This is a genomic window from Jatrophihabitans sp., assembly GCF_051960575.1.
Taxonomy (GTDB): domain Bacteria; phylum Actinomycetota; class Actinomycetes; order Mycobacteriales; family Jatrophihabitantaceae; genus JBQCEE01.
In genome coordinates this window covers 42,638-60,690 of the sequence record NZ_JBQCEE010000306.1, presented here as the reverse complement: position 1 = coordinate 60,690, position 18,053 = coordinate 42,638, and the positions used below count along the sequence as shown (strand labels likewise).

The 18,053-nt window shown below is 72.1% G+C and carries 14 protein-coding genes and 2 pseudogenes; 7 read left to right on the top strand and 9 right to left on the bottom strand.

Translation table 11 applies throughout. The features are described from left to right. Positions 1-119: 119 nt before the first annotated feature. The 6 genes and pseudogenes from ACTHMS_RS17185 to ACTHMS_RS17160 all read right to left on the bottom strand — a co-directional run. Positions 120-1,040, bottom strand: a pseudogene (locus tag ACTHMS_RS17185) (LysR family transcriptional regulator). Between the two features lie 90 nt (positions 1,041-1,130). Further along, the gene (locus ACTHMS_RS17180; RefSeq protein ID WP_440307880.1) at positions 1,131-2,330 is read right to left on the bottom strand and encodes a YeiH family protein; all 1,200 of its coding nucleotides are present in this window, start codon (positions 2,328-2,330) and stop codon (positions 1,131-1,133) included. Positions 2,331-2,710: 380 nt separating this feature from the next. Further along, complete coding sequence (locus ACTHMS_RS17175; protein ID WP_440307879.1) at positions 2,711-3,238, bottom strand: phosphatase PAP2 family protein; 528 nt, start codon at positions 3,236-3,238, stop codon at positions 2,711-2,713. 195 nt (positions 3,239-3,433) lie between these two features. Continuing rightward, positions 3,434-3,640, bottom strand: a complete 207-nt coding sequence (locus ACTHMS_RS17170; protein WP_440307878.1) for a hypothetical protein — start codon at positions 3,638-3,640, stop codon at positions 3,434-3,436. After that, positions 3,637-4,410, bottom strand: coding sequence for a COG4280 domain-containing protein (locus tag ACTHMS_RS17165; RefSeq protein WP_440307877.1), 774 nt, complete (start codon positions 4,408-4,410; stop codon positions 3,637-3,639). Before ACTHMS_RS17165 ends, ACTHMS_RS17170 begins: the two co-directional genes overlap by 4 nt. Positions 4,411-4,763: 353 nt before the next feature. Next, positions 4,764-5,249: pseudogene (locus ACTHMS_RS17160) on the bottom strand (CpaF family protein); the annotation flags it as partial. A gap of 230 nt (positions 5,250-5,479) precedes the next feature. Between ACTHMS_RS17160 and ACTHMS_RS17155 the strand changes: the two are divergent. Genes ACTHMS_RS17155 through ACTHMS_RS17140 form a run of 4 tightly spaced genes read left to right on the top strand, consistent with a single transcriptional unit; the run spans position 5,480 to position 10,797 of the window. Next, on the top strand, positions 5,480-6,391 hold the full coding sequence (locus ACTHMS_RS17155) for a glycosyltransferase family 2 protein (protein WP_440307881.1): 912 nt from the start codon (positions 5,480-5,482) through the stop codon (positions 6,389-6,391). Then, complete coding sequence (locus tag ACTHMS_RS17150; RefSeq protein WP_440307876.1) at positions 6,378-7,883, top strand: aminoglycoside phosphotransferase family protein; 1,506 nt, start codon at positions 6,378-6,380, stop codon at positions 7,881-7,883. Before ACTHMS_RS17155 ends, ACTHMS_RS17150 begins: the two co-directional genes overlap by 14 nt. Then, on the top strand, positions 7,880-9,073 hold the full coding sequence (locus tag ACTHMS_RS17145) for a glycosyltransferase (protein ID WP_440307875.1): 1,194 nt from the start codon (positions 7,880-7,882) through the stop codon (positions 9,071-9,073). The genes ACTHMS_RS17150 and ACTHMS_RS17145 overlap by 4 nt, the downstream gene beginning before the upstream one ends. Continuing rightward, positions 9,070-10,797 carry a polysaccharide deacetylase family protein gene (locus tag ACTHMS_RS17140; protein ID WP_440307874.1) on the top strand — a complete coding sequence of 576 codons (1,728 nt, stop codon included), beginning with the start codon at positions 9,070-9,072 and terminating at the stop codon, positions 10,795-10,797. Before ACTHMS_RS17145 ends, ACTHMS_RS17140 begins: the two co-directional genes overlap by 4 nt. Before the next feature lie 19 nt (positions 10,798-10,816). On the opposite strand, the gene ACTHMS_RS17135 is transcribed toward ACTHMS_RS17140, so the two are convergent. From ACTHMS_RS17135 to ACTHMS_RS17125, 3 genes are read right to left on the bottom strand one after another with little or no spacing between them, the layout of a single operon-like run. Further along, complete coding sequence (locus tag ACTHMS_RS17135; RefSeq protein ID WP_440307873.1) at positions 10,817-11,752, bottom strand: glycosyltransferase family 2 protein; 936 nt, start codon at positions 11,750-11,752, stop codon at positions 10,817-10,819. Then, positions 11,749-12,639 (bottom strand): glycosyltransferase family 2 protein, encoded by an 891-nt coding sequence (locus ACTHMS_RS17130; RefSeq protein ID WP_440307872.1) that lies wholly within the window; start codon positions 12,637-12,639, stop codon positions 11,749-11,751. Before ACTHMS_RS17130 ends, ACTHMS_RS17135 begins: the two co-directional genes overlap by 4 nt. Before the next feature lie 11 nt (positions 12,640-12,650). Beyond that, positions 12,651-14,231 (bottom strand): oligosaccharide flippase family protein, encoded by a 1,581-nt coding sequence (locus ACTHMS_RS17125; RefSeq protein ID WP_440307871.1) that lies wholly within the window; start codon positions 14,229-14,231, stop codon positions 12,651-12,653. Positions 14,232-14,325: 94 nt separating this feature from the next. Between ACTHMS_RS17125 and ACTHMS_RS17120 the strand changes: the two genes are divergently transcribed. From ACTHMS_RS17120 to ACTHMS_RS17110, 3 genes are read left to right on the top strand one after another with little or no spacing between them, the layout of a single operon-like run. Beyond that, positions 14,326-15,261: a glycosyltransferase family 2 protein gene (locus ACTHMS_RS17120; RefSeq protein ID WP_440307870.1), complete on the top strand. Its 936-nt coding sequence runs from the start codon at positions 14,326-14,328 to the stop codon at positions 15,259-15,261. A 13-nt stretch (positions 15,262-15,274) separates the two neighbouring features. Beyond that, entirely contained in the window at positions 15,275-16,822 is a 1,548-nt protein-coding gene (locus ACTHMS_RS17115) for a lipopolysaccharide biosynthesis protein (protein ID WP_440307869.1), read from the top strand. Next, positions 16,819-17,946 carry a glycosyltransferase family 4 protein gene (locus ACTHMS_RS17110; protein ID WP_440307868.1) on the top strand — a complete coding sequence of 376 codons (1,128 nt, stop codon included), beginning with the start codon at positions 16,819-16,821 and terminating at the stop codon, positions 17,944-17,946. The genes ACTHMS_RS17115 and ACTHMS_RS17110 overlap by 4 nt, the downstream gene beginning before the upstream one ends. The last annotated feature ends 107 nt before the right edge of the window (positions 17,947-18,053 follow it).

Below are 18,053 nucleotides of genomic sequence, written 5' to 3'. Positions count from 1 at the left end.
AGGCGCTCCTGCCGACCAACAAGTCGCTGGCGGGGGCCGGGCGTCGGACGACCACGTCTCCGACGCCCGGCCCCCGACGTCCGGCCGCCGCCGTTTTGGCCCCGAAGGCTCTCGGGGCGTCAGCGTGATCGGCGATGCGCCGACCCGATATGGGCCAGCAGGTCGCGGACCGCGCCCGCCGGTGGTGTTCGGCCGCCCTGCCATACCGCCCGGAGATCGCGTCTCAGATCGAGGCCGTCGACCGGCACGATGCGGAGCCGTCCGGCGGAGACGTCGTCGGCCACGGCGAGCCGGCTGAGCACCGCTGGTGCGGACCCGGCCAGTACCGCGGCTCGTACGGCGGCCGAAGTGGACAGCTCCAGTACGGGCGGGCACGGTGAGGCGCCGAAATCGGCCAACGCGCTCTCGAAGAACTCCCGCGTTCCCGACCCGGTCTCTCGCGAGACCAGCGGGGTGGACGCCAGCTCGGCCGGCAGGATCGGTTCAGCGCGTCGGGCCCAGCGGTGCTCGGGGCGCGCGACGACGACCAGCTCGTCGCAGGCCACCACGGTGCTGCGCAGCCCTCGCGGCGCTCAGGGTCCTTCGACAAAGCCGAGATCCGCTGCGCCGGTGCGGACATCCTCGACGACGTGGCCGCTGTTGGTGGCGGTGAGCACAACATCGGGAGGCAGCTCTCCGCGGCCCTGCGCCACCGAGTGCAACGACACGAGCCACCCCGGGAGCAGTTGCTCGGCGACGGTCAGGCTGGCGCTGATCCGCACCCGCGATCGGGTCGAGGCACGCAACGAGGAAATGCCGGCGTCGACCTCCTGCGCGACGTGAAGCAGCCGGTCCGACCACTGCACGACGAGCTTGCCGGCGACCGTGAGTTCAGAACCCCGGGCAGTGCGGGTCACCAACCGGACACCGGTCTGCGCCTCGAGCGCGGCGATGCGCGCCGACACGGCCTGCTGTGTCATGCCCAGCTCGCGACCAGCCGCGCCCAGACTGCCGCCCCGCGACACCGCCACCAACACTTCGATGGCAGCCAAATCGGGCATGCGCGGGCTGAGAACCACAACGCAACGCTACGGCAGCCACAACATGGCCTTGTGGGACGGTCCGTGGCACGCCGAGGACGCGGACGACACCTACGCGAGGCCGGTCCCGTACTGCAGGGCAAGGCTCGTCAGCGATACGAGGATCCACAACAATGCGCCGAGCAGCAGCGGTTTGGCCCCGGCGCGGCGAAAGCCAGCGACGTCGGTGGTCAGGCCGATCGCCGACAGCGCGACGGTGATGAGGAAGACCGAGAGAGTGCTCAGCCCGGCGTGAGCGGCGGCAGGGATCAGTCCGAACGTGTTGACGGCGGCGACGAGGAGAAAGGCGACCAAGAACCACGGCACGAGGCGGAGCACGTGCACACGGGCACGAGATGCCGGACCCGAGTCCGCCACGTCACGAGCCGGCAGCCCGGTCCCGGTCGGTACCGCACGCCGCCCGGCCCAGGTCGCGAGTCCGAGACTGACCGGAATGATCATCAAGGTGCGGACCAGCTTGACGACGACGGCGTAATTGGCCGCGGTCGTTCCGTAGGTGGTTGAGGCCGCGACCACGGACGACATGTCGTTCACGGCGGTGCCGGCGAACAGACCGAACGCGTGCTGGCTCATCCCAAGCAGGTGCCCCACCACGGGGAAGGTCACGACGGCCGCGATGTTGAACAGGAAGATAGTCGAGATAGCGTAGGTGACGTCGAGGCCGATCGCGCCGATCACGGGCGTCACCGCCGCGATGGCCGAAGCGCCGCAGATCCCCGTCCCCACACCGATGAGGGTGCGCAGATCCCCGACGATCCCGAGCCAGCGGCCGAGCACGTAGGCCGCCACCAGGCAGCCGGCGAGGGTACCGAGCATGACCGGCAGCGACTGGCCGCCCACCCGGGCGATCTGCGAGAGCGACAGCTGGGAACCGAGCACGACGACGGACAACTGCAGCACGAACTTGCTAGCCGTGTTGACGCCCGGACGGAGCCGGTCTCCAGGTTTGACGAGCGCGGCCACCGCCACGCCGATGACGATCCCGCTCACAGGGCCGCCCAACACCGGGACGAACCGGCCGACGACCGTCGCTGCTGTCGCGATCGCCACCGCAAGGGCAAGCCCGGGAACCTCGGCCCCCAGCCTCCACCGCAGGCGCGTGGTCCGCCTCACCTCGACCCCAGGGTCGCCCGCCGCAGGGCCGTCAGCTTCTCCAATCACAACGACCATGGTCGACACCGCGCGGGCTCGGCAGTAGTGCGCTGCTGCTTGTGTGGTCACAAGGTGCACCTGTGCCTGCCAACTGGTCATAGGAGCGTGGGCGTGTTGGCGTGAGCCATACCGATGCGCGTGCCACCCATCAGCCATCGTCGCCCGGCTCACCCCGACGCGGGGCTCACGTACGAACCGGGCCAGCAGACTCGAACTGTCCTTTCCGTGGTGACTGAACCGCCTCATGTCTGGCAGAGTGAACTCTCGGCAGCGTCCGGTCTGACGACCTTGACAGGTTTTGGCGAAACTCAACATGTCATTCAGCGTCTACGCCGCTCCAGACCGGCGAACCCTTCGGACAACGCGGGCCAGGGCAGCGTGCCGTGACTCACCCGGGCGACATCAGGTGTCCCAGCGATTCGGTGTGAGCCCCGGACACATCAGATCTCGCCCTCGCCGAGGTCGCGATCGAGGCCAACTCAGTCCCGTCGTGATTGACCGGTATCGATGAGGAGGCGGCCGAGTCCCTCGCTGCGTTGCGCAAGCCCAGCGAGCACAGGTCGCGTCACCGCGATGGCGATCGCGGCGGCGACACTGCCGAGTAGCAGACCGGCGACGACGTCCTGTAGGTGATGGACGTGCGCCGCGACCCGGGCCCACGCGATCGCTACCGCGGCGGCCGCCATAACAAGTCCGGGGATGCGGTGCCGCACGACGATCAAAGCGGCAATCAGGGACGCGGCAACGCTGTGGTCGGAAGGGAAGCCGTCGTCGCGGCTGTGCCCGAACAACGGGCGGACACCGGGATCAGCGACGAACGGTCGGGGGTCGTGGTGCACCGACTTCGCGGCGTACATCAACACCAGCGCGAGCGCCAAGCCCACGACTGCCTGCGCACCAACCTCGACCTTTCCGCGCCTCGACTCCAGCACAACCCAGACGACGGCGAAGGCAACGACCATCACCCACAGCAGGTCCTGCGCGGTCCAGGCGATCACAGTGTGCATGAAGGGATCATGTTTCGCCGACGAGGAAAAGCTCAATTCACGCGCCGCCGATCCTCAGTTCAGACACACCAGCCACGACCCGGCCGCCGAGGTGAACCATCGTGTTGTCCGTCGAACGGCCGTCAACACCGTCCCGCGCCCGGCGAGCGGGGGCCGGGTGCAATGTGTCCTCGGGCCGCCCGTCCTCGGGTCGGGTCAGGACTTCGGTCGGGTCGCCGACCACAGCGTCACCGGCAAGACGACGACAAGCGCCGCGGGCAAGACCCACCACGCGGGAACACCGGCCTGCGACACCCCGTAGGTGATAGCCAGGCCGATCACGACAGCCACCGCGACCCGCCAGTCATCCCCAACGACGAAGTCGTACCAGAACGCGCCGAACGCACGAATCCTGGCGATCATGGCCGCTCCCTCGCAAGCACCGACGCGGACAAGGCTGGCTCCGGCCTGCGGCGGCGGCGCAGCGCGGCGACGAGACCGAGCGCGAGGCCAGCGATCCCCGGAACAAGCACGAGCAACGCGGCATCCGAGCCAGGCCAGTGAGCCTGAGCGCCCTCGGCCCCCCAGAACATGCCGAAGCCGGTCAGCATGACTCCGACGATGAACTTCAGCGTGTTTTCCGGGACTCGAGCCAGCGGCCCGCGCACTGCAACGCCAGCAACAGCAACGACCAGGACAGCGGCGGCCGCCGCGATGCTGGCCAGCGGGATGTCGTGCTGGTTACTGCCGAAGGTCAGCGCGATGAAGGCGACTTCGAGGCCCTCAAGCAAGACCCCCTTGAACGACAAGGTGAAGGCGTACCAGTCGGAGACGCCGCGGCGTGATTGCCGCTCGGCAGCCCGGGCTGCGGCCACCTCGGTCCGGAAGATCAAATCTTCATCGTGCAGCGCCTTGTAACCGCTGGCGCGCAAAATAGCCTTCCGTAGCCACTGCAGGCCGAAGATCAGCAAAATGGCGCCCACGACAAGCCGCAGTCCACCCAGCGGAATCGCAGAAACCGCAGGACCCAGTCCGGCGATAATCGCGGCAAGCACGACCAGACCCCCAACGACACCTTGCAGTGCCGAACGCCAGTCCCGAGCTATGCCCGCTGCCAGCACGATGGTGGTCGCCTCGACAGCCTCCACCACGCAGGCGAGAAAGACCGCCAGAAACAGGGCGCCGGCAGTCACCTGCGACCCTTCCCCGCGACTGGTTGCGGGCCATCGCTCACAGCCTCCAGATTAGCCGGCACTCTGGAACCGGATCACACGACCAAGATCATCGGTTACCGCAGCTGTGAACAGCCCTGCTAGCACGGCTGCTCGCGGCCCTGTCGCGCAGGCGTTTCGAGTACCCGAAGTGCGCGCGGCATTGCCGACCGCGCCTGACATGCCGAAGATCTCGGAGCGGCGGGACGAGTTCGACCGCCAGAATTACCGACGTCGTCTGGGCCAATTAGGGACTGCCGCACCAATCGGTGACAGATCCCCGGCAGCGGACAGAAGCAACGAGCCGTGAGGAGGGTGTGAAGACCCTGGTGTTACTTCGCGAGCTTCACGGCCATGTGACGACGGGTGATCGTCGGGATCACCACGTGCAGGCGCGAACCGTCGGGCAGCATCGCGTCCACGAAGGGCGTGGACAGGTCGATGCGCCGGCCGGTCGGCCGCAGCATCCGTTCGACCAGGTCGGCGACCTGCTCGGCGGTCAGGATGACGGTCGTCAGCTCGGAACGGCCGTGCCGGGCGACGAAGACCCGACCAGGCTCGTTGATCCAGATCTCCTCGACCGTCGGATCGTCCAGCAACGGCTGCAGCGGGCCGAAGCCGGCGACGGCATCGAGCAGTGACCGCGACACGGCCAGCGGATCACCGAGCGGCGGGAGCGCCGCCGTGATCGCGCGGTCGCGGTAGTCGGCGACGACCTCGTCGACGATCGAGGCGACCTGTTCGGCCTGCGCGATCGGGTCGAGCCCACGACGCCGCACCAGCTCGCGCACCTCGGACTCGAGGATCGACACAGCCGACATCGCCACCACCCGCCCCCCCATGCGCAGCAGTGCGAAGATGGTAGGCACAGGTTGCGTTCAGCCGCGCGCCGAAGCGGCAGGGTGTGGACAGCCGCACCGGTCGAATCGATCGCCGGGCGACCGAGCGGCTGCCCGCCGGGCGACGAACAGGGACCATTCGTCATGCGGGTGGCCACTCGGCCTCGATAGGTTGGCCGTCGATCAACACAGCGGAGGGGTGACCGTTGGACGTGCTCGTCTCGGTCATCGTCGTCAACTTCAACGGCGGCGACCTGCTCACCCGCTGCCTGCGCAGCCTGCGCGAGGGCACGGCCGGGCACCCGGTGGAGATCATCGTCGTGGACAACGGGTCGTCCGACGACAGCGTCGACTCGGTACCGCCGGACCTGCGGCCGGACAGGCTCATCCGCTCGCCGAACAACCTGGGCTTCGCGCAGGGCAACAACCTCGGCGCCGCGCAGGCCAGGGGCGAGTACCTGCTGCTGGTGAACACCGACTGCTTCCTGGCGCCGGACAGCCTGACGATGCTGCTCGAGCGCATCACCAGCGACGACCGGATCGCGGTGGTCGCGCCCCGGTTGTGCAACGGCGACGGCAGCCTGCAACGGTCCTGTCACGGCTTCCCCGGCCCGATGACGCTGTTCCTCGAACAGAGTTCGCTGTGGCGGCTCGTCAAGGACCGACGGCTCGGCGATCGTCTGCCGCTCGCGGGTCGGCACGACCGTGCGCGTCAGGCCGACTGGGTCGCGGCGGCGTGCTGGCTGGTGCGGCGCAGCGCCTGGGACGAGGCGGACGGGTTCGACCCGGCATACCTCTTCTACTGGGACGAGATCGACCTCTGCCGCCGTCTCGACCAGCTGCACTGGCAGGTCTGGTTCGAGCCGGCGGCCGGGGCGATGCATCTCGGCGGCGGCAGCACCGACGGCCCGGTCGCACTGCCGGAGTTCTTCCGGGGTCTCTACCGCTACTACTCGCGGTTCCACTCGCGGTCGGCCCAGCTGTTCGCGCGTCTGCTCGTCCGCGGTATGGCCGTGATCAAGACCCGGCAGCACCGCCTGCGGTCACGCCGGGCGACGTCGTCGGAGGAACGCCACCTCGCCCTGCGCACCGCCAGCGCCTGGAGCTTCGTTGCCAGGATGTGACGGCGCGCCGGCCGGGACGTCCCCGCACTGGCTCTCCCTCGTGCCGGCCGAGCCGCCCGGCGAGGCGATCGTCATCGGCGACAGGGCCGCCGGCGTCCGGGAGGCGTTGCCGCGCGAGGGCTGGATCACCGACGGCGTCGGCGCCGCGGCCGACCTCGTCGCCGTGCCCGCGTCGACGGCTCGCTCGGCGCGCGGCGTCGGCGAGCTCGGCGCGAGGGTGCGGCCCGGCGGGGCGCTCGTCGTGCTGTGGCACGGACGCCTGCGCCCGCGACGGGCGTCCGTCGAGCGACGGTTGCGCCGCGACGGCTTCACCGACATCCGGTGGTACTGGCCCCGCTCGACCGGAGGGGCACCCGACCTCTGGCTCTCGCTGGACGCGCCCGCGGTGCGTCGCTGGTATCTGCAACACCTGTTGCACGCGTCGACGCAAGCACGTCGGGCCATGCGCGCGACGCTCCGGCCGCTCGTCGGCTCACCGGTGTTCTGCGCCGCCGTCCCCGCGATCGCCGTGATCGCCGGGCGAGGAGCGTCCGGCGACTTCGGCGCGCTCCGCCGGCTCGTCTCGTCGTGGCTCGACGAGGTTCCAGCCGAGCGATCGTCGTCGCACCACACGGCTCCCCCGCCCCATCTCACGCTCATCCCCGGCGGGGGCGGGCCCGGCTGGCGGATGACGTTCCTCGCGTGGGGCGCCGGCGACGCCGAGCCGGCCCTCGCGGTGAAGATGCCGCGCGACGCGCGCGACAACGACCGGTGCCTGGTCGAACCGTCCGCCCAGGCCGACCTCGCCCGGTGGGCACTGCCGACCATCTGTCGCACGCCGCGTGCGGTCGGCAGCGGCATGGTGCGGGGACGCCGCGTCTGCGCCGAGGAGGTCGTGCCCGGGCGGCCGCTGCTGGTCGCACTCAGCGAGGGGCGCCGGACGGCGACGGACTGGTTGCGCCGCATGCAACCGTTGGCGGACTGGCTGACCGAGCTGGCCGCACGGAGTCGCCGACCGGCGACCGACGAGCAGTGTCGGGCCTGGTTCGCTCCCCTGGACGACCCTCCCCCGGGGCTCGTCGATGCGATCCAGGCGACCCGACTGCGCGGGCTGGCCGACACGGCTCGGCGCCTGCAGCACGATCACGACCTGCCCGCCGTGTTCGTCCACGGCGATGTCGGACCACCCAACGTGCTGGTCGGCCAGGACGACCGGCTCACCGGCCTCGTCGACTGGGAGGCGGCCGGGTGGGGCCTGCCGGGTGCGGACCTCGCGTACTTCCTCGCCCGTCTGGGCGAGGAGGCGCCGCCGGCACCCGGCTACTGCGAGGCGGCCGACGCCGCGCTCGCCGACCACCTCAGGCGCCTCGGCATCGCGAGCGAGTGGACGCCGATGCTGCTCGCAGCCACGTACCTGCACCATGCCAGCAACGAATGGAACCGCAGCACCCGGCCCGCGGCCGGTGCGTCGGTGCGGCGACTGCGCGCCCTGCTCGGCGGGAGCGCGTCGTGAGGGTCCTGCTGGTGACGCCGTTCCTGCCCGACGCGGACGCACACAGCGGTGCGCCGCGCGCGGTGTACGACCGCGTCGCCGCCCTGGCGCGCACCGACGACGTCGAGGTCGTGTGCTTCGCCGAACCCGACGGGCCGACGCCGCACTCGGTCGCCGGCGCACGGATCGTCGCGGTGCCGCCCCCGCGCCGCGGCACCGTGCGGAAGCGGTTCGTGCTCGCCCTCGGGCTCGTGCTGCCGACGCGACCGATGCTGGTGCAGGAGTTCCGCTCGCGCGCGATGGTCAGCGCCGTGGCAGCGGCGGCGCGGCGGATGCGCCCCGACGTCGTCCTCGTCGAGCACGTGCTCGCCGCGCAATACGGGGCGACACCGGCCATCGAGGCACCGGTGGTGGTCTCGGAGCACGACGCCGCCACGACGCTGCGCGCCGAGCACGAGGTCCCGATCGGCCCGGTGCGCCGGCTCATCGACCGCTACGAGACCGTCCGGTGGCGCCGTTACGCGCACGCGGTGTACCGACGGGCCCGCGCCGTCACCGTGCCGACCGAGGCCGACGCCGCGCTGGTGCGACGCGCCGTGTCGCGCGCGTCCGTGAGCGTCATCCCCTTCGGCGACGGGCGACCGCGCCCGGACGAGCACGACGACCCGTCGCTCCGCGTCGACGACGAGCTGCTGTTCGTGGGCAACTTCGACCACCCGCCGAACCGCGACGCCGCCGTGTGGCTCGCGCACGAGATCCTGCCGAGCATCCGCCGGCGGCACGCCACGGCACGGCTGCGCCTCGTCGGGCGGAACCCGACCGACGAGATCCGGGCGCTCGCCGGCGACGGGGTCGAGGTCACCGGCGAGGTGCCGTCGGTCGAGCCGTTCCTGCGCCGGTGCACCGTCTTCGTCGCCCCGCTGCGCCAGGGTGGGGGGATGCGGATGAAGCTGCTCGACGCGCTGGCCGCCGGAACGCCGATCGTCACCACCACGGTCGGCGCCGCCGGGCTCGCGGCACGGCCGGGTCACCATCTCGAGGTCGCCGACGGTACCGAGCCGTTCGCCGCTGCAGTCGTGCGCCTGCTGACCGATCCGGCGGCGCGCGACCGGCTGTCCGCCGCGGCCCCGTCGGCCCTCACCGACGACAGGACTCGCGTCCGGGCACTTCGCGCGCTGCTCGAGTCGACCGCCCGAGAGGCGCGACGATGAGCGACCAGCAGCTGGACCTCACGGTCGTCATCCCGTCGAAGGACCGCCGCGACCGACTGCTCGTCTGCCTGGCCGGCCTCGCCCCGGAGCTGCGCGCAGCCGCGGCGGCGGGCATCGAGACCGAGATCGTGGTCGTGCTCGACGGCCCGCAGGACGAGAGCGAGGCGGCCGTCGCCGACCTGGCCGCGAGTACCGACTGGCACGGCCTGCGTCTCGCCGTCCGGACGCAGGAGTGGGCGGGCGCTGCGGCCGCGCGGAACACCGGCCTGGACGCGGCACGAGGACGCTCCGTCCTCTTCCTCGACGACGACGTCCAGGCGCAGCCGGGACTGCTCGAGGCGCACGTGCGCGCGCAGCGGCGCGCGGGCGACGACGGGTGCGTCGTGCTCGGACGCATGGTGCAGCGCCCGACGCCGGGGATGGCCGGTCGCTCGCTCGACGAGTGGTGGGCCGAGCACTACCGCAGGCTCGAGCACCGCACACCGCGCTGGACCGACGTCTACACCGGCAACCTCAGCGTCGGGCGCGCAGCGGCCGTCCGCCTCGGCGGCTTCGACGCAGCCCTGCCCTACGGCGAGGACGCCGAGTTCGGGTACCGCCTCGTGCGGGGCGGGGTGCCGCTGGTGTACGAGTCGGACGCCGCCGTCGTCGTCGACAACCCCAAGTCGCCGGAGCGGCAGCTGCGCGACCTGTTCCACGCCGGCCAGGCGGCGGTGTCCATTGTCGCCAAGCACCCTGAGGCGATCGCCGACCTGCCCGTCGGTCGGCCGAGCGACGGCACCGTCCAGCTCCGGGTCGTCCGCCGGCTCGCCCTCGCCGCCACCTCGATCCCGGCGGTCGACCGCGTCGTCGAGCGCGTGGTCGTCGCGTGGGCGAGGTCCGGCGTCGAGTTCGCCCACGAGCGTGTCTTCACGGCGGTGCGCAGCCACCGCTATTGGCAGGGTGTCCGTAGCGCCGCGCCCGCCGCCCGGTGGCGCGAGCTCGACCGCCCCGGTCTCGCGGTGCTCATGTATCACAGCGTCGCCCCGGGGCGCGCCGACCGCTACACCGTGCCGCCCCGCCGGCTGCGACGGCACCTGACGGTGTTGAGGGTGCTCGGCCGGCGCGTGATCGATCTCGAGCAGGCGGTGGCCGCGCTGCAGTCGGGCCGCCCGGTACCCCGCCGGTCGGTGGCGCTGACCTTCGACGACGGGTACGTCGACAACCTCGACCACGCCGCCCCCGTACTCGCACGGAAGCGCGCGCCGGCCACCCTCTTCGCCGTGGCCGGGCTGATCGGCCGTGACAACGCGTGGGACCGCAGCGCCGGCACCGCACCGAAACCGCTGCTCGACCGCGCGCAGCTGCGTCGGCTGGACGCAGCCGGCTTCCGCGTGCAGTCACATGCCATGACCCACCGCGACCTGACGCGCCTCGAGCAGGCAGAGCTACAACACGAGTTGAGGGAGTCGCGGAACGTGCTCGAAGCGACCCTCGGCCGCGAGGTGCGGCTGCTCGCCTACCCCTACGGCGCACACGACGCGGCCGTCGAAGCGGCCGCGCGCGATGCCGGCTACACGGCGGCGTTCGCGGTGCACGCGGGCTTCAACGACGTCGGCACCGACCGCTGGGCCTACCGCAGGATCGCGATCGACGGCACCGACGGCGCGATCCGGTTCGGCGCGAAACTGCTGCTCGGGCAGGCGCCGTTCCGCAGGCTGCTGGCGCGCGCACGGCGCCGCTGACCGGCGACGTGCCACATCGTCACCGCGTCGTCGCCCACCACGCGGCGAGCCGCGCCCGCCGCAGCGGGGGCTGGGTCGTCCCGCGCAGCGCCGTGCCGGCGAGCGCGTGCGCCCGCGGATCGCGAGCGGCCCGGGCCGACTGGGCCGCGCGGTACGCCCACTCGCGGTCGGTCGCGTCGAGCACGTGCTGTCGGTCGGTCGGCACCGTCGGGCGGAGGCGCGAGAGCATCGCGCGCACCTCTAGCGCCAGCTCAACCCTGGACGCGGTGATGCTGCTGCCGCTCCGGCGGTACTCGTAGAGCGGCGCGCGCACGAGCCCGGCGCGCGCGCCGGCCAGGACGAGCCGCAGGTGCAGGTCCCAGTCCTCGGCCGCCCGCGCCTCCGGCGACCACCCCCCGACGGCACGCAGGGCGTCGGCCCGGAGGGCGGCGGCGCCGAAGACGAAGCTCTCGCGCAGCATCGCCGTGAGCTGGTCGGTCGTGTCGAACCGCCGCGTCGCGTAGTAGCTGCCCTGCTCGGGTCGCCCCTGACGGACGACGATCGCGTCGGTGGTGATGATCGACAGGTCCGGCCGCACCCGTGCCGCGGTCGTCAGGGCCGCGGCCCGGCCGGGCAGCCAGACGTCGTCCGCGTCCAGCAGCCCGATCCAGTCGCTGCGCGCCGCCCGGGCGCCCCAGTTGCGCGCGACCGACACGCCACCCCACGGGCCACGCACCAGCTCGACCCGGTCGCCGAACGGGCGCAGTGCAGCCGTGAGATCGTCCTCCGACCCGTCGTCGCTCACGATGACCTGGGCCGGAGCCGGGGTCTGGGTCAGCACCGACTCGACGGCCTCGCCGATCGTCCGCGCCGCGTTCCGCGCCGCGATCAGCACCGAGAGAGTCGGCGGCTCGCGCAGCGGTTCGACGCCGCCGGGCGCGGCGGGCGCCTCGACGTCGATCGTTGCGTCCGTCACGACGTCCCCGTCCGACCGGACGGCAGCCGAGCGACCCTGAGCCCGTGGCGGAAGCCGGCGACCGTGCCGGCCAGCACACGGAGTTCGTCGCGGACCACCGACCACCGCGGGTGGCGCCGCACCCGTCCGGCCCGCAGCCGGAACCACTGCCAGGCCAAGGGCCGGGCGAGCGGGTCGCCGTCCCGCCACCACAGCGCGAGCGCGGCGCCCAGACCGAAGCCGTACGACCACCGGCGGCTGCGGTGGTCGGCGACGGTGCCGCGCTCGTGCTCGACGACGAGCGTCGGCTCGTAGCGCCCGACCACGCCGGCGCGCAGCAGTCGACGGAACAGGTCGAGGTCGTTGCCGCCGAGGCCGGGCGAACCAGTGCCCAGCCGCTCGTCGTTGCCGCCCACCGCGAGATAGGCGGCGCGCGTCACAGCGAAGTTGCCGCCCGTGCCGACATCCCACGACGCCGACCGGTCGTCGAACGTCGCGGGCCGCAGCGACGTCCGGGACGAGATCGGCACGACCCGGTCGCCGACCGGCGGTTGCGGCAGGACGCGGCCGGTGAGCAGCACGGGACCGTTGACGGCGGTGTGCAGCCGCACGATCTCCGCGAGCCAGTCGGACGCCGCGATGCAGTCGTCGTCGACGACGGCGACCAGGTCCGAGCGCGCCGCGGCGACCCCGGCGTTCTGGCTGACCGACACCCCCCGGCGTCGCTGCGGCAGGTGCACCAGCGGCACGCCGCGGGCGGACCGTGCGGTGATAATCCCGGCGGTGCGGTCGGCGTCGCCCTGGTCGACGACGACGATCTCGTCCGGCAGGCGGTCGCCCGACAGCAGCGCGTCGAGGCAGCGGGCGAGCCGCTCGGGCCGGTCGAGGGTCGAGATCACCACGCTCACCGAGGTGTCCGTCATCGCCCCCGCCCCTCCGACGAGGCGTCCGCCGCCGCCGCGCCGCCACGGGCCATCCGGCGCGCGCGCAGACCGCCGACGGTCGCCGCGGCGATCCGCCGCTCCTCGTCACCCGCGCCCCACCAGCCGTAGAGCGCGAGGTATGAAAGACCCGCCGTCGCGGCCGAGAGCACGAGCGTGGTCAAGGTCGGCGCGTCGAGCACCGTGCGCAGCACGAGCAGGCCGGCCGCGACCGGCACGGCGACGAGCACCGGTGGCAGCAGGGCCTGCCCGGCGAGCCGGCGCCACGGCACCCCGAGCGCGCGGCACGCGAGCCAGGGGATCACCAGCGCCCCGTTGACCGCTCCCGGGATCAACGTGCCGAGCGCCGCGCCGAGCGCCCCGATCTCGTGCACGAGCCAGATGGTCAGGGCGATGTTGAGCACGTACTCACATCCGACGACCAGCGCGAGCGACCGGATGCGGCCCGTGCCGCGCAGAATGGTCGCCGGGGCGCTCTGCGCGGCAGCCGTCAGCGCGAGACCGAGGAAGGCCCACAGGATGGGCACCGCCGCATGATGCTTCGGCCCGACCCACACCGTGATGGCGGGACCGCCCCAGATCGCCAGCCAGAGCACCACGGGCATCGTGATCGCGACGGCCAGCCGGGTCGCCGCCACGAGCAGACGGTGCACCTCGCCACTCGCACCGCGAGCACCCAGCGCCGATGTCAGTGGCAGCAGCACGCCGACGGCCGGTGCCGAGAGATAGGCGACGGCGGCCGACGGGCGGAAGCCGAGGTTGTACTCCGTGACCGCGGCGACGGGCAGCACCGACGCGATGATCACTGCGTCGCCGCTGCGGAACAACCGGTTCGCGACGTCCAGCAGCAGGGCCCACACGCTGTAGGCACCGATGAGCCGCATCGTGGCCCGACTCGCCAGGCGGACGTCGACCGTCAGACCCGGCGCGGCCCGGCGGGCGAGCAGCCACCGTGCGACGTTCCCCCCGACGAGGGACACCGTGTTCAGCGCGATGAGGCCGGCCGGGCCGGTGCCCGCCTCCACCAGTGCCACGGTGGCGCCCGCGCTCACCACCGCCTGGACGACCGTCACCGCGTTGGACGCGGGGTAGCGCGCCAGTCCGGTCAGGACGCTGGCGAGCACGCCCGTCGGCAGGCCCACGACCAGACCCACCCCGGCGATGAGCAGGGCGACCCGTGCCTCGTGCTGCTCGGCAGCGCCCACGTGCAGATGCGGCAGCCCCCACACCGCGACGGCCGCCGTCAGCACGCCGGCGAGACTGCCGAGCACGAAGTGGACGGCGACCGAGGTGCCGATGATCCGGTTGACGACCGCGTCCTCGCCGCGCGCCCGGTACTCGGCGACGTACTTCACCACACTCGCCGTGACGCCGAGATCGAGCACGCCGCCCAACCCCTGCAACGCGGCGACCAGGGCCCAGACGCCGTAGCCGGTGTCGCCGAGGTGCCGGACGAGCAGCGGCGTCAGTGCGATGCCGATCACCAGTGCGGTGATCTGACCGCCCGAGTTCGCAAGGGCGTTGCGCAGGGCACCTGGCGATGCTGGCGCGGCCGTCACCGTGAGATCTTCGCCTCGCGACGGTGCCCCGGCAAAATCAGCGTGCCACTGCGTTCAGCCTTCGCGGCATGATCCATGCGGCACACTGGACGCCATGAGCTCCGCCTCGCCCCGCGTCTCGGTGATCGTCCCGTCGTGGACGGGCGAGGTCGACCGCCTGGTCGCGAGCCTGCGCGAGCAGACCTTCTCCGACTTCGAGATCAAGATCGTCCGGGGCGTCTCCCCCGCGGCGCGCGCTCGCAACCTGGGCGCCCAGAACACGACCGGCGACATCCTGCTCTTCGTCGACGACGACGCCTACCTCGGCGACGAGCACGTGATGCAACGTCTCGTCGACGTGCTCGACGGTGACCTGTCCATCGCCGTCACCGGCACGTCGAAGCTGGCACCGCCGGACGCCTCGAGGTTCCAGCGGGCCGTCGTCGACCAGGTGCCGCGCATGTCGTACCCGGTCGAGGACGAGGACACCGAGAGCAATCCGCCGCTCGGCGAGTACGGCTTCACGGCGATCACGACGACGTGCGCGGCCGTGCGACGCAGCGTGTTCGACGAGATCGGCGGGTTCGACGAATCGATGGGCACCGGTGGCGAGGACACGAAGTTCTTCGCGCGTGTGCGCGCCGACGGTCATCGGATCGTGCTGGCCGGACGCACCTGGGTCTACCACGATCCGCCGCCGTCGCTGAAGTTCCTGCTGCGCAAGAGCTTCTTCTACGGCGTCGGCCACGCGCACGAGGCACGGCGTGACCCGAGCCGCGGCATGGACCTGCTGCACCTGGGCGACTGGCGGGGCCGCGTGCTCGTCCCGCTCGCCGTGCTCGCGTTCCCCGTCGCGTTGTTCGTGCACGTGTACTTCGACCCGGATCGGCGCTTCGAGATGGGGTTCCGGCCGTTGAAGACGCTCTCGACGTATGCCGTGCTCGCCGGGTATGTCTACGGCTGGACGCACCAGCCGGCGACGACCGCAGCGCGGACGTACCAGGGTCGACTCCCCGCGGCGATGTCCGTCGACAACGCCGACGTGAACTGACGTCGGTGCTCACGTGGCACTCCGCACGTCCGCGCTGAACCGGGGGGCCCGTCGTCCGCGGACCTCGTCACTGTCGGCCGAGCAGTCGGCCCGGTCGGGCGGCCGCATCCTGGTCATCCGCTTCGCCGTCGGCGCCGTCCTCAACTACGCGCTGGGCGTCTCGCTCACCTGGTTGTTGGACAAGCACGCCTTCGGCACGGTCGCTGCGATGCAGAACGTCTACCTGCTCGCGGCCGGCCTGCTGACGGCGAGCTTCCCGTGGGTGCTCGCCGGCCGTCTGGCCGACCCGTCATTGGGCGCGGCGGACAAGGCGCAGCAGTTCCGCACGGCGCTCGCGGGCAACCTCGCGCTCGGTGTGGTGCTCGCCGCCGCCTTCCTGGCGGCGCAGGCGTCCGGCGTCCGCATCGTCCCCTCGGAGTCCTGGCCGCTGAACCTCACCGTCGCGGTCGAGATCGTCCTGCTCGCGCTCAACTCGGTGCTCGTGTCGGCATGTCAGGGCACGCGTCGCTTCGCCGGCCAGGGTGCGATGCAGAGTGTCGAGATCCTGGTCAAGACCGGTGTCGCCCTGGCGCTGATCCTCGCCTTCCACGCCGCCGCCATCTCCGTCGGCGTCGCGTTCGTGGCCGGTTCGGCCGTCGCGACGGTGATCGCGCTCAGGACCCTGCACGACGTGCTGCCCGGTGTCGGGCCGCTCGCGGGCGCCGGCACGGTGCTCAGCGCGTTGCCGACGTGGGTGGCATTCGTCTCCTTCTCGTTGCTGCAGACGGCGGACGTGCTCGGCCTCAGCGTGCTCGGCCCGAGTGCCCACCTCGACGCCGCGGAGATCGCGCGCTACCAGGCATGCGTGATCCTGGCCCGCGCGGCGTACTACCTGTCCGACGCGATCATCGACGCCATCTTCCCGTTCATCGCCGCGAACAGGGCATCGCCGTACCACTCGCATCGCTGGGTGACGACGGCCGCGCGCTGGATCCCGCTGCTGATCGTCCCGATCCAGCTCGTCTTCGCGTTGACACCGATCCCCCTGCTGCGCCTGTTCTTCCCGGCCGCCTACGCGCACGAGGGACAGGTGCTGCGGCTGGTCGCGATCGGCACGGTCGGGTTGGTCGTCGCGAACTACGTGATGAAGTCGCTGTTCGCGCTCGGCCGCCCGGGCGCGGCCGCGATCGGCCTGCCCGTCGGCGCGGCCGTGCTCATCGTGCTGCTGGCCGTGCTGGTGCCACGCGACGGCATCACCGGCGCCGGCATCGCCTTCTGCGCAGGCTGCTGGATCGCCGTGCTCGTCCTCCTGCCGACCTACGTCGCCGTGCAGCGGGTGCGGGAGTTCCCCACGCGCGTGGCGCTCAGGTACCTCGTCGCGCTGGTGCCCGCAGCGCTCGCCTTCCTGGCCGCCTCGGCCTCGGGCACCTTCGCGGCGTGGTCGCTGATCGTCGTGGGACTGCTGGTGTACGTCGTGTCCGCCCGTCTGCTCAAGGTGTTCGACGACGAGGACGTCGACCGCGTGCTCGGTCCGCTGCGTCCGTACCTCCGCCGCGCGAAGCACGCCGGGGGGACGTCATGAGCCGCATGCACCTCGTCGTCGACGGCCGCGTCCTGGACGACCGGTACCACGGCATCGGCCGGGTCACGGCCGCGCTGCTGCGCGAGATCGCCGCCCAGGACTTCTGCGACGTCACCGTCGTGCTCAACCCCGACCAGCGGGCCGAACGCTTCGACCTCGACGCGCTGACCACCGGTCTCGGCCATCGTGTCGCCCGCTTCGCGCCGACCCTGACCTCGCCCCGGCAGTACCTCGCCTGGCCGCGGCTGTTGCGTGGGCTGCGGGCCGACGCGGCACTCTTCCCGTACCACCTCGGTGCGGCGCTGAGCGGTCGCGCGCGCCGGTTGAGCGTCGTGCACGACTGCATCCTCGAGACCGACCCGGCCTTCGCGCCCGACACCCGCACCCGGCTGCTGTACCGCCTGCTCACCGCGGTGGTGGTGCGCCGCACCGAGGTCATCGCCCCGAGCAGGTGGTCGGCGCGCGACGTCGCGCGCCTCTACCGTCGTCCGGCGGCCTCGATCGAGGTGGTGCCGTGGGGCGCCGACACCGACTTCCTCGCGGACACCGGGTCGTCGGACCCGGCGCGTCCCTTCGCGGAGCCGTACTTCCTGCACGTCGGCGCGCGCCGCCCGCACAAGAACGTCGCCGTGCTCGTCCGGGCGCTCGCGGTCGTGCCTCCCGAGTTCCGGCTCGTCCTGGTCGGCACCGTCGACGCACGGTTCCCCGACCCTGTGCCGGCGCTGGTGGACGAGCTCGGTCTCGCCGACCGCGTCGTGCACCTGCCGTCGGTCACCGACGCGGAACTGCGCGACCTCTACCTCGGCGCCGCGGCGTTCCTGTACCCGTCCCACATCGAGGGTGTCGGTCTGCCGCTGCTCGAGGCCCTCGTCGTCGGCACGCCCGTCGTCGCGAGCGACATCCCCGTGTTCCACGAGTTCGCACCACAGGGCGTGCGGTTCGTGCCGCCGGACGACGTCACCGGCTGGGCCGGGGCGGCGGTCGCCGCAGCCGCGCCCGGCGAGCGCACGGCCCGTGCGCAGGCGGCACGCGCGGCCATCACGCAGCTGACCTGGACCTCGAGCGTGCACCGCCTCCGGCACCTGCTCGACCGGTCGGCGCAGGACGCCGACCAGGAAGCGTGACACGCCTCATATCGGGCATTCGCCGAGTCTCGTCGTCGGTCTGCCGAGGGCGGCCCTGCCGGGTACCATGATCCTGACGCTGATCCGGGGGGACGCGTCGCGGGGGG

Bases quoted from the DNA above. Each gene is read 5' to 3' on its own strand.
- ACTHMS_RS17175 (WP_440307879.1), bottom strand. From the start codon at position 3,238: ATGCACACTGTGATCGCCTGGACCGCGCAGGACCTGCTGTGGGTGATG.
- ACTHMS_RS17180 (WP_440307880.1), bottom strand. From the start codon at position 2,330: ATGACCAGTTGGCAGGCACAGGTGCACCTTGTGACCACACAAGCAGCA.
- ACTHMS_RS17170 (WP_440307878.1), bottom strand. From the start codon at position 3,640: ATGATCGCCAGGATTCGTGCGTTCGGCGCGTTCTGGTACGACTTCGTC.
- ACTHMS_RS17140 (WP_440307874.1), top strand. From the start codon at position 9,070: ATGAGCGACCAGCAGCTGGACCTCACGGTCGTCATCCCGTCGAAGGAC.
- ACTHMS_RS17110 (WP_440307868.1), top strand. From the start codon at position 16,819: ATGAGCCGCATGCACCTCGTCGTCGACGGCCGCGTCCTGGACGACCGG.
- ACTHMS_RS17120 (WP_440307870.1), top strand. From the start codon at position 14,326: ATGAGCTCCGCCTCGCCCCGCGTCTCGGTGATCGTCCCGTCGTGGACG.